Source organism: Asticcacaulis sp. SL142, from assembly GCF_026625745.1.
Classification (GTDB): Bacteria; Pseudomonadota; Alphaproteobacteria; order Caulobacterales; family Caulobacteraceae; genus Asticcacaulis.
On sequence record NZ_CP113061.1, the window covers coordinates 333,072 to 347,370 of the forward strand.

The following is a 14,299-nucleotide window of genomic DNA, read 5'->3' on the forward strand; positions in this document are numbered from 1 at the left end:
CCTGTCACATGTTATCGCGTTTCTTTATCGACAGGCCCGTCTTTGCGTGGGTCGTTGCCATTGTCATCATGCTGGCGGGTTTGCTGGCTATTCGTACGCTGCCGATATCGCAGTATCCTGAGATTGCCCTGCCGCAGGTGTCGGTGTCGGCGACCTATCCAGGTGCTTCGGCCCAGACGGTTGAAGACAGCGTTACTCAGATTATCGAGCAGCGGATGCAAGGCCTTGATGGCCTGGAATATATGAATTCGACCTCGGATGCGTCGGGTTCGGCCACCGTCACCCTGACCTTTGATGCGGGCACAGACATCGATATCGCTCAGGTGCAGGTGCAAAATAAACTGCAATCGGCTCTGGCCCTGTTACCGCAGGAAGTGCAGCAGCAGGGGGTTCGCGTCAACAAATCGGCACGGAACTTCCTGATGGTTGTGGCCATGTATTCCGATGACCCCAATGTCACCAATTCTGACCTTGGCGATTATATGGCGTCAAATCTTCAGGACCCGCTCAGCCGGGTTCAGGGGGTGGGCGAAGTGCAGTTGTTCGGGGCGCAGTACGCTATGCGTATCTGGCTTAATCCTGGCCAACTGACAAACTATAGCCTGACGCCAAATGATGTTATCAATGCCATTCAGGCCCAGAATGCTCAGGTCTCCGCCGGTCAGATCGGTGGACTGCCCGCCACAGAAGGCGTGGCTCTGAACGCCACCATTACCGCCCAGTCTCGCCTTCAGACGGTGGAGCAGTTTAACAATATCATCGTCAAGAATGCGACCGATGGCGCGATCGTTCATCTGCGCGATGTAGCGCGCGTCGAACTGGGTTCGGAAAGCTATGGATCAAAAGCGCTCTATAACGGTAAGCCTGCCGCGGGTATGGCTATTCGTCTGGCCCCGGGCGGTAATGCGCTAGAGACTGCCGAAGCGGTCAAGCACCGCATGGATGAACTGAAAGGCAATTTCCCGGCGGGCTACCAATATGTTGTGCCTTACGATTCCTCGCCGTTCATCGAACTGTCGATCCATGAAGTCGTAAAGACCCTGGTCGAGGCGGTTGTGCTGGTGTTCATCGTTATGTTCCTGTTCCTGCAGAACTGGCGCGCGACGATCATTCCAACCATCGCGGTGCCGGTGGTTCTGCTGGGGACGTTTGCAATTCTGGCAGCCTTTGGCTATTCGATCAACACCCTGACTATGTTCGGCATGGTTCTGGCTATCGGTCTGCTGGTCGATGACGCCATCGTGGTCGTTGAAAACGTAGAGCGGGTGATGGCGGAGGAAGGGCTATCGCCGGTTGCCGCCACGCGTAAATCTATGGATGAAATCACCGGCGCTCTGGTCGGTATCGGTCTGGTGCTGTCGGCGGTGTTTGTGCCTATGGCCTTCTTTGGTGGCTCGCAGGGCGTGATCTATCGCCAGTTCTCAATCACCATCGTCTCGGCCATGACTTTGTCGGTCATCGTGGCACTGGTGCTGACGCCGGCGCTGTGTGCGACCCTGCTTAAGCCGGTGGCCAAAGGCCACGGCCTGACGGAGCGCGGTTTCTTCGGCTGGTTCAACAAATCGTTCAATTCTGCCTCCCATAAGTATCAGGGTATGGTTGGCAAAATTCTGGGCCAAAGCGGCCGCTACATGGTGGTGTTTGCCGTCGTTGTGGCGCTGGTGGGCTTCCTATTCACCCGTGTGCCCTCGTCATTTCTGCCCGATGAAGATCAGGGGATTATCTTTACGCTGGTTCAATTGCCTGCCGGTGCGACGGAAGATCGTACTCAGGGCGTTCTAAAGCAGATACAAAATCATTTCTCCAAGGATGAAGCTGTCTTGTCGACCTTTACCATATCGGGCTTCAGCTTCTCCGGTGCCGGTCAAAACGCCGGTTTGGCCTTTGTACGCCTGAAGGATTTTGATGAGCGTAAAGCCCCTAACCTCAAGGCGCAGGCTGTCGCCGGACGCGCCATGGGTGCCTTTGCCAGTATCCGCGATGCGATGGTGTTTGCGGTTATCCCTCCGGCTGTGTCTGAGCTTGGGAACTCAACGGGCTTTGATTTTCAGCTTAAGGATGTCGGCGGTGTGGGGCATGATACCCTGCTGGCTGCGCGTAATCAGGTGCTCGGCATGGCGGCGCAAAATCCAGTGCTTGCGGGCGTGCGTCCTAACGGTCAGGAAGATACGCCTCAATTAAAAGTCACTATCGACCACGCCAAGGCGGGCGCTATGGGCATCAGCATCGCTGATATCAATTCGGCGCTGTCGTCAGCGTGGGGTGGTTCTTACGTCAACGATTTCGTCGATCGTGGCCGGGTCAAGAAGGTCTATGTGCAGGCGGATGCGCCTTACCGCATGCGTCCGGAAGACCTGAACAACTGGTATGTGCGTAACGCATCCGGTCAGATGGTGCCGTTTACGGCCTTTGCCACGGCCGACTGGGCTTTCGGGGCTCAACGTCTGGAACGCTATAACGGTGTCTCGTCGATGAACATTCAAGGCACGGCATCGCCCGGCAACTCGACCGGTACAGCCATGGCGGCCATGGAAGATATCGCCTCTAAACTGCCTGCGGGTATTGGCTATGAGTGGACCGGTCTGTCGGCTCAGGAACGCGAATCCGGCAATCAGGCCCCAGCCCTTTATGCCATCTCTATTGTAGTGGTGTTCCTGTTGCTGGCGGCGCTTTATGAAAGCTGGTCGATCCCGCTGTCAGTCATTATGGTCATTCCACTTGGTGTTTTGGGGGCGCTTTTGGCCACCATGCTGCGCGGCGGATCGAACGATATCTACTTCCAGGTCGGATTGCTGACCACCATTGGCCTGTCGTCAAAGAATGCCATTCTGATTGTGGAGTTCGCCAAGCAACTGCATGAGCAGGGCAAAGGACTGGTCGAGGCGACGCTTGAGGCCGTCCGTATCCGTCTGCGTCCGATAATCATGACGTCGCTGGCTTTCTCCTTCGGGATCACGCCGTTGGTTATCTCGAACGGGGCAGGGTCGGGGGCGCAGCACGCCATCGGTACGGGCCTGCTGGGTGGAGTTATCGCCGCGACTATTTTGGGGATATTCTTCATCCCCTTGTTCTTTGTTCTCGTACAAAAAATATTCAAGGCTGACGAAAAACACATGGCCAAGCTTATGCGTGAGCGTGAAGCGACGGGCCTGCCGCCGACCACCGATGATCCGCGCGATCATGGCGGGCATTAATTGAGCACGGAGACTAAAATAATGACGCGTACAAAATCTGTTGTCCGGCTCACGACAACCAGCGTGCTGGGGGCTTTAGCCCTCAGCGCCTGCACCCTGGCACCGAAATATGAGCGTCCGCTCATGCCGGTCGCCCAAAGCTGGCCGATCGCACCGGATACGACCGGTACGGCTTCGGCCGAAAGCCTGCCGTGGAAGGATGTCTTCCTTGATCCGGCGCTTCAAAGCACGATTGATCTGGCGCTAAAAAATAACCGCGACTTACGTCAGGCGGTGCTTAATGTTGAGCTGGCCCGCGCCCAGTACCGTATTCAGCGGGCATCGCTGGTGCCCGCCCTTGATGCCGCGGTATCGGGCACCAAGGCGGACACACCGGCTTCGGGCGAGACCGAAAGCTATAGCGCCAATCTGGGGCTTTCCTACGAGCTTGACCTGTTTGGCCGGGTGCGTTCGCTCAGCCGGGCGGCGTTAGAAAGCTATTTTGCCACCGACGAAGCCCGTCGCGCGGCCCAGATTTCCCTCATGGCGGAAACAGCCAATGCCTGGCTGGCGCTGGCGGCGGATCAGGATCTCCTGCGTTTGTCGCGTGATACGCTCAAGGCGCGCGAGGACGGCTATAACCTGACCAAGCGCAGCTTTGATCTGGGCGTGGCCGATCAGCTTCAGTTGCGTCAGCTTGAAATCCTGACGGAGCAGGCGCGGTCTGATGTCGCCACGCTGACGGCGCAGGTTGAGCGCGATAAAAACGCCCTGACCCTGCTGGTCGGTTCGGAAATTCCGGCGGACTATCTGCCGACGTCATTCCCGCAAACCGGTGCGGTGCGCTCTGACCTATCGGTCGGTTTGCCGTCTGAGGTGCTGATCAATCGTCCGGATGTCGTGGCGGCTGAACACGATCTCAAATCGCAAAATGCCAATATCGGTGCGGCGCGCGCGGCCTTTTTCCCGCGTATTTCGCTGACGGGGTCTACGGGATCGGTCAGCCCGGAATTTGGGGACCTGTTCTCAAGCGGGACATCGACCTGGAGTTTTACGCCGCAGGTGTCAGTGCCGATCTTTGCCGGTGGTGCCAATCTGGCTAATCTGCGCGGGGCCAAAGTTCAACGTGATATTCTGGTCGCGGCCTATGAAAAGGCGATCCAGAGCGCGTTCCGTGATGTAGCCGATGCGTTGGCTACCAAATCGACGATCGATCAGCAGATCAGCGCGTCTGAGCGGGTCGTGGCGGCGGCAACCGACAGCCAAAGACTGGCTCAGGCCCGCTTTGATCGCGGCGTGGACAGCTATATCACCCAGCTGGATTCACAACGCACCCTGTATCAGTCTCAGCAGGGCCTCATTCAGGCGCGCTATAATCGCTCGGCCAATCTGGTCGATCTTTATCGCGCTCTGGGCGGCGGTCTGGTGTCTGAGGCCGGGGCCGACGTGGCGGCGGCCAATCAGTAACGGAAAAAAGGCGGTCCTCGGGCCGCCTTTTTTATTTGGGCCGGTTTTATTTGGGGGAGGGGAGCCTATCCACATCTGATGGCGGCGGTTATTTGCTTTGGGGCGCGTTACCGTTTAGAGGTTAACGCCTGTTTTGATGATCGCTTTGGGCCGTGCTAACTTAGGGCCTAAGTGATTCCCCCATCGTATCCGTAACGCAAAGACCACAGCCTTATGACTGTTACCAATCTTCCCGGTATTCCCTCTGGCGGCATTGCCCATATCGCCATCGAAGATGAGCTGAAACGCTCCTATCTCGACTATGCCATGAGCGTGATTGTCTCGCGCGCTCTGCCGGACGCCCGTGACGGTTTGAAGCCGGTACACCGCCGTATCCTCTATATGATGCAGCAATCGGGCTATACGCCTGAGAAATCCTATGTGAAATGCGCCCGTCCGGTCGGCGACGTCATGGGGCGCCTGCACCCGCACGGCGATTCGGCCATCTATATGGCGCTGGTGCGGATGGCGCAGCCGTTCTCTATGGGCCTGGTGCTGATCGACGGGCAGGGTAATTTCGGCTCGGTTGACGGCGATATGCCCGCCGCCATGCGTTACACCGAATGCCGTCTGGCCAAGGCGGCCATGCCTATTCTGGCTGACATTGACAAAGACACAGTCGACTTCCAGCCCAACTATGACGGTAAGGAAGAAGAACCGACCGTCTTGCCGTCGCGTATACCCAACCTGCTCGTCAATGGCGCGGGCGGCATCGCGGTCGGTATGGCGACCAATATTCCGCCGCACAATCTGGGTGAAATCGTCAATGCCTGTCTGGCCTTGCTGGAGACCCCTGATATTTCGCTTGAAGAACTGCTGGAGTTTGTTCCCGGGCCTGATTTCCCGACCGGCGGTGAAATCTTGGGTCGATCCGGTGCGCGTCAGGCGCTGATGACCGGGCGCGGTTCGGTGATCATGCGCTCTAAAGCTACCGTTGAGACGATCCGCAAAGACCGCGAAGCCATTGTCGTCACTGAAATTCCGTATCAGGTCAACAAAGCCTCCCTGATCGAGCACATCGCTGAACTGGTGCGCGATAAGCGCATCGAAGGCATTTCCGACATCCGCGACGAAAGCGACCGTCAGGGGATGCGCATTGTTGTTGAGCTTAAGCGCGATGCGTCGGGCGATGTGATCCTTAATCAGCTTTTCCGCTACACGGCACTGCAAACCAGCTTTGGCGTCAACATGCTGGCGCTTAATCATGGCCGTCCGCAGCAGATGGGCCTGCGTAAACTTTTGGAACTGTTCCTTGAGTTCCGCGAAGATGTCGTAATCCGCCGTACCAAGTTTGAACTGAACAAAGCCCGCGATCGCGGTCACGTCCTGGTCGGTCTGGCTATTGCGGTCGCCAATATCGACGAAGTCATTCATATTATCCGCTCCTCTGCCGACCCGACCGAAGCGCGTGAGCGCTTAACGGCGCGCGATTGGCCGGCCGGTGAAATGTCGCCGCTGATCGACCTGATTGCCGATCCGCGCTCAATCGTACTGGATGGCTCCAATGTCCGCCTGACCGATGAGCAGGCGCGGGCCATTCTGGCGCTGACCCTGTCGCGTCTGACCGGTCTGGGGCAGGACGAAATCTTTGGCGAAGCCCGCACCCTGGCCGGTGCGATTGCCGGGTTCCTGGAGATTCTGTCGTCGCGTGAGCGTATCCTTGGCATCGTGCGCGATGAACTTATTGAGGTACGTGACCAGTTTGCCATCCCGCGTCGCACCGAGATTGTGGACGGCGAAGGCGATATCGAAGACGAAGACCTGATCCCGCGTGAGGACATGGTCGTGACCGTCACCCATTCCGGCTACGTCAAGCGCACAGCGCTGACCGCCTATCGCACTCAGCATCGCGGCGGCAAGGGCCGTTCCGGCATGGCGATGAAGGACGAAGACGCCATCACCGGCATTTTCGCGGCCTCCACCCACCAACCGATGCTGTTCTTCTCCTCCGCGGGTAAGGCCTATAAGCTTAAGGTCTGGAAGCTGCCGCTCGGCAATCCGCAGTCCAAGGGCAAGGCGTTTGTGAACTTGCTGCCGCTCGATAAGGGCGAAGTCGTCACCAATATTCTGGCCCTGCCGGAAGAAGAAGCGGCGTGGGATAAACTCGACATCATTTTTGCGACCCGCTCCGGCGATGTGCGTCGTAACAAGTTGTCGGATTTTGTCAACGTCAACCGTGCCGGCAAGATCGCTATGAAGCTGGAAGAGGGTGATGCGATCGTCGGCGTGGCCATCTGCACCGAAGATCAGGACGTGCTGCTGTCGACCGCATCGGGTCGTTCGATCCGCTTTGCGGTCGATGAAGTGCGCGTCTTTGCGGGCCGCAGTTCAACCGGCGTGCGTGGCGTACGCCTTGGGGCTGACGACAGTGTGATTTCGATGGCGATCTTACGCCGTGTAGCGGCAACGCCTGCGGAGCGGACCGCCTATCTGAAGCATGCCGCCGCCATGCGCGCCGCCGTCAGCGGCGAGGGCGAAGATGTGTCTGTGGCCGTTGAAGAGGACGGCGAAGACTCGGTAGATGAAGCCTCGCTGACACCGGAACGCATTGCCGAACTGGGGGCTGCGGAGGAATTTATCCTGACCATTGCCGACACCGGTTTTGGCAAGCGGACATCGAGTTATGACTATCGCCGCACGGGCCGGGGCGGGCAGGGTATCGTCGCCATCGACCTCTCAAAACGCGGCGGAAAGCTGGTGGCGTCCTTCCCGGTTGAAGATTCTGATCAGCTTCTGCTGGTTACCGACGGCGGGCAACTGACCCGGACGCGCGTCTCGCAGGTGCGCATCGCTAGCCGCAACACCCAAGGCGTGACCATCTTCCGCACGTCGGGGGAAAAGGTCGTGTCGGTGGAGCGTCTGGCCGAAAGCGCTGAGGACGAAGGTGATGTTGCGGGAGAGCCAGAGGCTGATGCCGGAACCGCGACCGAATAGATAAAAAAGAGGGGGCAGCCCATGCGTATCGGTCTTTATCCGGGCACGTTCGATCCGATCACCAATGGCCATTCCGATATCATCGGGCGGGCGGTTAAGCTGGTCGACAGACTAGTCATTGGCGTGGCGCGTAATATCGGTAAGACACCTATGTTCACCCTCGAAGAACGGGTGGAAATGGTGCGCGAGGAAACCCGCCACCTCGGTGACATGGTTGAGGTGGCTGCCTTTGACAGCCTGCTGATGCACTATGCCCAGGAGGTCGGTGCCAGCATGATTATCCGCGGTTTGCGGGCGGTGGCCGACTTTGAGTACGAATTTCAGATGACAGCCATGAACCAACAGCTTAATCGTGAGCTTGAGACGGTTTTTTTAATGGCTGACCCGCGCCATCAGGCGATTGCGTCGCGCTTGGTCAAAGAAATAGCCCAATTGGGCGGCAATATTGCGCCGTTTGTATCGGAAAGCGTGGCGACACGGCTTTTGGCGAAGGTGGGAAAATAAGACATGATGTCTGTTCTGAAATATAAGTCCGCGGCCCTAAAATCCGCCATTCTGGGGTTAACGGTGGTGGCAACGGCGTTTGCACCCATCAGTGCGGCTCTGGCGCAGGCGGCTTCGGAATGGCGCGATCTTAATGCGGAAAACACGCTGGTGATTGATACAAACAAAGGCCGCGTGGTCGTTGAAATGTATCCCGAACTGGCCCCGCAGCACGTCGAGCGCATGAAGACGCTGACGCGTCAGGGTTTCTACAACGGTCAGAAATTCCACCGCGTGATCGAGGGCTTTATGGCTCAGACCGGTGACCCGCAAGGCACGGGTGAGGGCGGTTCAACCCTGCCCAACGTCCCCGGCGAATTTACTATCCGTCACGGCGCTGATTTCCCGATGGTCACCGCGTCGCGTCCGCGCGGATCGCAGATCGGCTATCTGGGTGTCATGCCGGTGCAGTCGCAGGTTCAGGAACTGATCCCGATTGCCAAGGACGGTAAAGTCCACGCGTGGGGGCTTTATTGCTCCGGCGTGCTGGGTATGGCGCGGGCCGGTGACAATAATTCGGCCAATTCGCAGTTCTTCCTGATGCGCTCCTATAATGCGGCGCTCGAAAAGCGATATACTGCCTTTGGCATGACGGTGCAGGGGCTGGATGTGGTGCGCAAACTTAAAATTGGGGAGCCACCGGTTGACCCTGATACCATGACCAAGGTGCAGATCATGGCCGACATCCCCGAAGCCGATCGGCCCAAGGTCAAGGTCATGAACACCAGCTCAAAAGCCTTTGCCGACCTGATCGAAAAAACCCGCAAGGAAAAGGGTGCTGATTTCTCCGCCTGCGATATTACGGTGCCAACCAAAGTTGAGTAATTTAAAAGCCCCTTCACTCAGGTGAAGGGGCTTTTTTTATGTCGTTTTATTTGTGCCCGGTTTGCGGCGGCGTCTGCGGCGTGTTTTCTTTTTGATCATCGACAGCAACAGCCCTTCGCGCAGGCCCCGGTCAGCCACCCGCAGGCGCTGCGACGGCCACAAATTCTGCACAGCCTCAAGCAATGCCGCCCCGGCCAGCACCAGATCGGCGCGGTCCTTGCCGATACACGGCTCATATTCCCGGCCTTTTTGACCCAAGTCCAGCAACCGATTAATCACGGCCTTGCAGTCGTCATGGGTCATCCACAGGCCGTCCACGCGCGACCGGTCATAGCGCTCCAGCCCCAGATGCATCCCGGCTAGAGAGGTGATCGCGCCCGACGTGCCGATCATATAGGTCTCGCCGTTGAAAAAATGCTCGGTCATGCCGTCGGCATCGCGGAATTTTTCCAGTTCGACCTGAACATCCGCCACCATGGCCTGAAACCAGACCTTGGGGTCGCCGTCCTTGGGCTCCGGAAACCGCTCGGCCAGATTGACCACACCCTTGGGGATCGACAGCCAGCATTTCGGCAGCGGGTGATTTTTGATCAGTTTCAGATTGCCGGTAGTCGCTATATCTTTGGGCGGTGTGTACTGGCTGAGGTCCAGCCAGGAAATCTCGGTCGATCCCCCGCCGACATCCATCACAATGGCAGCCTTGGCAGGGGTATCGAGCAGGGAGGCACACCCAACGACCGCCAGCCGGGCTTCTTCTTCGGGGGTGATGATGGTCAGCTTAAGGCCGGTTTCACGCTCGACACGGGCGATAAAGTCGGCCCCATTGCCAGCCGCGCGGCATGCCTGAGTGGCGACGGCCCGGATTTTTACGACATTGCGGCGTTTGATCTTCTCGGCGCATTGCCGGAGGGAGGCCATCGCCCGCTCCATCGCCGCCGGTTGCAGGTTGCCGGTGGAGGATACACCTTCGCCAAGGCGGACGATGCGGGAGAAGGCTTCGACAATTTTGAACTGGCCGTTCTGAAAAGACGCAATCATCAGCCGGCAATTATTGGTGCCCAGATCAAGCGCCGCATAATTAGCTATATCGGATGCCGCCGCTTGTTGCGCTGAGCCTCGGCGCCTGCGTTTCAACCCCTCAGAACGTCGCGCCGCACCCGGACTTTCCGAGGCGGGGGGCAAGGCTTTGCCGGAGGCCGCTGGCCGTCCGTGTGGTTCAGAGGGAGCCTTTGTCATATGGCTCATACCCCGCTTTTTTATTGTTATTTTATGTTTCGGGTGAGGTCGAAATGACGCGATATTGTTACATCATCTCCACATGCACCCACTTCGCGAAAACACTATCAACCAAGGGGAGAAGGGGAAAGGTCTTTTTGAATATTCGCGCTAAAACATGAAGGCGGCATGAGGCGACCACGGACGAATCGCGCTTATGAACAGGGGCTAATTCAATTATGCATTTCTCCGGAAATCCGGATCAGGGCGGTGAACCGATGACGTATCAGCGAAGCGCAAAATTTGATATAGGTCAGGTTGTCGTGCATCGTCTGTTCGATTTTCGCGGCGTCGTGTTTGATGTCGATCCGCAATATCTGGATGACGAAGAATGGTGGCAGGCGATCCCCGAAGCGGTGCGTCCGGAAAAGAACCAGCCCTTTTACCATCTGCTCGCTGAAAACGGTGAAAGCTGTTACGTCGCCTATGCTTCAGAAGGCAATCTGGACGCCGATGATACGGGTGAGCCTTTGCGCCACCCGCAGACCGATCTGATTTTCGATCGGTTTGAAAATGGCCGCTACCTGCCCAAGATGCGGCTGGCCAATTAAGCGCTGGATTAACCGAATTAGATCAGGTTTATTTTGTGTCCTGCGGCCCCCATCGAATTCCTATAAATGCCGTCATATAATAGCAGAAGAGAATGGTTAGACTCATCTGCGCAGTTGACCCTATTTAAAATCGTGTCAATGCTACCACAGTGATTGATTTGCGATTTTTGGGTGATGCGATGTTGCAACAGTGTTTCAAGGCAGAAAATACCTTGCAATCGCGGGCAACGGCGGAGCCCTTTGGGGGGCGCGGTGGCGCTACCGGATCGTATCGGACTACGGGTTTTTTGCTGCGGAGATTTTGTGAGTTGGTGAGCTCTCTGGGACTCGAACCCAGGACCCTCTGATTAAAAGTCAGATGCTCTAGCCGGCTGAGCTAAGAGCTCACTCTCCTCATGGCCGACCAAGTACCGGTCAGCGAGAGGGACTACATAGAGAGGTGTGACTGATTACGCAAGCACATCATCTTTCTTTTGACGCAGTTTTATTGGTTTATGGCGTAAAAGGTGTGGAGGCTTTTCAGTGAGCACTGAATTTTCCTTGGGCGCAGGCCGCAAAATAGGGATCATTTCCCTGGTTTGCATGGGCTTTACGTCGTTGGGTATGACGGCATGTGCGTCCAAGCCCAAGGCGGGAGAGATGTCTCTCGTCGAATCAAAACCTGTCTATGCTCAGGCTGAACCTGAGAAAAAAGGCAAAATCGGCTCGACCATGAAAAAGAGCGCCATGGATGTGGGGGATGGTTTTGGCGATGCGCTGGCGGCCCCGCTCGAAGACCTCAATCTGCGCCGTGACGATATTCCGGCTATTTTGATACGCGCTTCCACCAAAACCTATGACCTAACTGGCATGGAGCGCTGTGAAGGCATAGCGGCTGAGGTTAAGCGTCTCGATGAAGTCCTGGGCGACGACTTTGATGAACCGCCCCCCCCTGAGACCGATATGACGGAAAAGAGCGGTCGTGCGGCCACCAACTATACTTTGGGGGCCGTAAGATCTGCCGCGCGCGATATCATCCCGATGCGCGGGCTGGTGCGCAAGATTACGGGCGCGGAAAAGCACCAGAAATCTATTGATCGTGCCGAGCAAGCCGGGATCGTCCGCCGTGCCTATCTCAAAGGTATTGGCCTGAACAAGAACTGCGCCCCGCCAGCCGCCCCTTCGTGGTTTGTGCCCGCAGTTATGCCGCAAATGGCCGAGGATGCCGCCCCGCGTGGTCGTCGCGCCGATGTCATTGAGGCGTCGGACGTTGTGCGCACCTCACCGACGGCACGGCGCTCGAATAAATAGGCTATGCCTTGTCGCGCAGGTGGGTTTCGCGAAACCATGACCTGAACTGCGCGAATTCGCCTGCAGCAATGGCCGCGCGTATCCGGATCATCAGCGCCTGGAAAAAGGCGATGTTGTGCCATGACAGCAAAACCTGCCCCAGAATTTCCTCAGACCGCATCAGGTGATGCAGATAAGCCTTTGAATAATCGCGACTGGCCGGGCAATCGCTGGTCGGATTGAGCGGCGTGTCGTCCTCTGCAAAACGGGCGTTTTTGATATTGATCGGCCCTTCCCACGTCCAGACTTGACCGTGACGACCGGAGCGGGTTGGCAGGACGCAATCGAACATATCGACGCCGCGCGCCACCGCCTCGACCAGATCGATCGGCTTACCCACCCCCATCAGATAGCGCGGGCGATCCCACGGCAGGATCGGGGCGCAGTAATCGAGCGTATCGCACATGGCCTCATGGCCTTCGCCGACGGCCAGACCGCCGATAGCATAGCCGTCGAAACCGATCTCAAGCAACCGATCCGTCGATTCGCGGCGCAGGGCCTCAAAGGTCGAACCCTGCTGAATGCCAAACAGCGCCTGACGGTCGCGGGTGCCGAACGCAGCCTTTGACCGCTGGCCCCAGCGGGCGGACAGTTGCAGCGCCTTTTGAGCGCGGGCTTCATCGACGGGGTAGGACACGCACTCGTCAAGCTGCATGACGATATCGGAGCCCAGCAGATCGGCCTGAATTTCAATCGAGCGTTCGGGCGATAAGATGTGGCGCGAACCGTCGATATGGCTCTGAAAGGTGACGTTATCTTCGGTGACCTTGGAAATCTGCGACAGGCTCATGACCTGAAACCCGCCGGAATCGGTCAGGATAGGGCCATCCCAGCCCATGAATTTATGCAGGCCACCCAGACGCTTTACGCGCTCTGCCGTCGGGCGCAGCATCAGGTGGTAGGTGTTGCCGAGGATGATCTTGGCATGGCTCTGGCGCACCATATCGAGCGTCAGGGCCTTCACAGTCGCGGCGGTGCCGACGGGCATAAAGATCGGGGTCGGGATATCACCGCGCGGGGTTTTTAAGACGCCGGTGCGGGCCTGACCATCATGTGCGGTCAATTCAAAGGGAAAAGCTGTCATCGCGGCGATTTAGCAGAACGATTGGCCAAAAGCGAGGCATCGCCATAAGAGAAAAAGCGGTAGCCTGTTTCCACGGCATGGTCATAGGCGGCTTTCATGGTGTCATAGCCTGAAAAGGCGCAGACCAGCATGAACAGGGTCGATTTCGGCAGGTGGAAATTGGTCATGAGAATGTCCGCTGACCTGACCCGTACGCCGGGGGTGATAAAGATCGAGGTTTCATCGGCAAACGGATGGATCACACCGTCATCGTCGCAGGCGCTTTCGATCAACCGCAGCGCGGTGGTGCCGACGCAGATTACGCGGCCACCTGATGCGCGGGCGGCATTGATTTTGTCCGCAACCGCTTGGGTGACCTCACCATATTCGGCGTGCATTTTGTGGTCGCGGGTGTCGTCTACCTTGACCGGCAAAAACGTGCCCGCGCCGACATGCAGGGTGACCTGCGCGATCTCAACCCCTTTGGCGACGAGGGCCTCAAGGATGGCGGGCGTGAAATGCAGACCGGCGGTAGGGGCGGCTACGGAGCCCTCGGCGGCGGCGAAAATGGTCTGGTAATCGGTCTTATCCTGCTCATCCTCGCTGCGCTTTGAGCGAATATAGGGGGGCAGGGGCATGCCGCCGATCTCATGCAGGCGGGTGCTCATGTCTTCGGCGCCGTGGTCGAACGACAGGGTGTAAAGGCCGTCGTCGTCCTTGGCCGTGGCGATGGCGTTTAAGATCGACGCGCTGCCCTCATGGCCAAAGCTGACTATATCTCCAACCCGCACGCGACGGCCCGGTTTGATGAAGGCTTGCCACATGACGGGCGACAGGGATTTGATCAGGGTTGCCTCAATCGTAACGTATTGGCCGTCACGGTCGCGCTGGCCATGCAACTGCACGGGCAGAACCCTGGTGTCATTGACCACCAGTATGTCGCCGGGGCGAATGAGGCGCGTCAGATCACCGACATGATGATCGCCGATCTCGCCGTTTTCGTCCACGGTCATCAGGCGCGCGCTCTCCCGCGGCGTGGCAGGGCGCAGGGCTATGGCGCTGTCGGGCAGGTCGAAATCAAATTGGGATACCAGCATGCC

10 protein-coding genes and 1 tRNA gene are annotated in these 14,299 nt (G+C 57.7%); 7 read left to right on the forward strand and 4 right to left on the reverse strand.

Annotation, left to right across the window (positions count from 1 at the left end; translation table 11 throughout):
• The first annotated feature begins 8 nt into the window (after positions 1-8).
• The 5 genes from OVA03_RS01475 to OVA03_RS01495 all read left to right on the forward strand — a co-directional run bounded on the left by OVA03_RS01475 (position 9) and on the right by OVA03_RS01495 (position 8,981).
• Positions 9-3,194: an efflux RND transporter permease subunit gene (locus tag OVA03_RS01475; protein ID WP_267526461.1), complete on the forward strand. Its 3,186-nt coding sequence runs from the start codon at positions 9-11 to the stop codon at positions 3,192-3,194.
• A 21-nt stretch (positions 3,195-3,215) separates the two neighbouring features.
• Positions 3,216-4,640 carry an efflux transporter outer membrane subunit gene (locus tag OVA03_RS01480; RefSeq protein ID WP_267526462.1) on the forward strand — a complete coding sequence of 475 codons (1,425 nt, stop codon included), beginning with the start codon at positions 3,216-3,218 and terminating at the stop codon, positions 4,638-4,640.
• Between the two features lie 213 nt (positions 4,641-4,853).
• The gene (gene gyrA, locus OVA03_RS01485) at positions 4,854-7,613 is read left to right on the forward strand and encodes a DNA gyrase subunit A (protein ID WP_267526463.1); all 2,760 of its coding nucleotides are present in this window, start codon (positions 4,854-4,856) and stop codon (positions 7,611-7,613) included.
• Between the two features lie 21 nt (positions 7,614-7,634).
• The gene (gene coaD, locus OVA03_RS01490) at positions 7,635-8,117 is read left to right on the forward strand and encodes a pantetheine-phosphate adenylyltransferase (protein ID WP_267526464.1); all 483 of its coding nucleotides are present in this window, start codon (positions 7,635-7,637) and stop codon (positions 8,115-8,117) included.
• Positions 8,118-8,120: 3 nt separating this feature from the next.
• Entirely contained in the window at positions 8,121-8,981 is an 861-nt protein-coding gene (locus tag OVA03_RS01495; RefSeq protein WP_324291016.1) for a peptidylprolyl isomerase, read from the forward strand.
• Between the two features lie 36 nt (positions 8,982-9,017).
• Here the strand turns inward: OVA03_RS01495 and OVA03_RS01500 are convergent, their stop codons facing one another.
• Positions 9,018-10,226: a Ppx/GppA phosphatase family protein gene (locus OVA03_RS01500; RefSeq protein ID WP_420710452.1), complete on the reverse strand. Its 1,209-nt coding sequence runs from the start codon at positions 10,224-10,226 to the stop codon at positions 9,018-9,020.
• Between the two features lie 248 nt (positions 10,227-10,474).
• Here OVA03_RS01500 and hspQ point away from each other — a divergent pair, with 248 nt between their 5' ends.
• On the forward strand, positions 10,475-10,807 hold the full coding sequence (gene hspQ, locus OVA03_RS01505) for a heat shock protein HspQ (protein WP_267526465.1): 333 nt from the start codon (positions 10,475-10,477) through the stop codon (positions 10,805-10,807).
• A 309-nt stretch (positions 10,808-11,116) separates the two neighbouring features.
• Here the strand turns inward: hspQ and OVA03_RS01510 are convergent.
• Positions 11,117-11,193 (reverse strand) — tRNA-Lys (locus OVA03_RS01510).
• A 253-nt stretch (positions 11,194-11,446) separates the two neighbouring features.
• On the opposite strand from OVA03_RS01510, the gene OVA03_RS01515 reads away from it, so the two are divergent.
• Positions 11,447-12,097 carry a hypothetical protein gene (locus tag OVA03_RS01515; protein ID WP_267526466.1) on the forward strand — a complete coding sequence of 217 codons (651 nt, stop codon included), beginning with the start codon at positions 11,447-11,449 and terminating at the stop codon, positions 12,095-12,097.
• 1 nt (position 12,098) lies between these two features.
• On the opposite strand, the gene tgt is transcribed toward OVA03_RS01515, so the two are convergent.
• Both tgt and queA read right to left on the reverse strand, forming a co-directional pair.
• A complete protein-coding gene (gene tgt / locus OVA03_RS01520) occupies positions 12,099-13,220 on the reverse strand; it encodes a tRNA guanosine(34) transglycosylase Tgt (RefSeq protein ID WP_267526467.1) in 1,122 nt (373 codons plus the stop codon).
• Positions 13,217-14,296, reverse strand: a complete 1,080-nt coding sequence (gene queA / locus OVA03_RS01525; RefSeq protein ID WP_267526468.1) for a tRNA preQ1(34) S-adenosylmethionine ribosyltransferase-isomerase QueA — start codon at positions 14,294-14,296, stop codon at positions 13,217-13,219. Before queA ends, tgt begins: the two co-directional genes overlap by 4 nt.
• Positions 14,297-14,299: the final 3 nt, after the last annotated feature.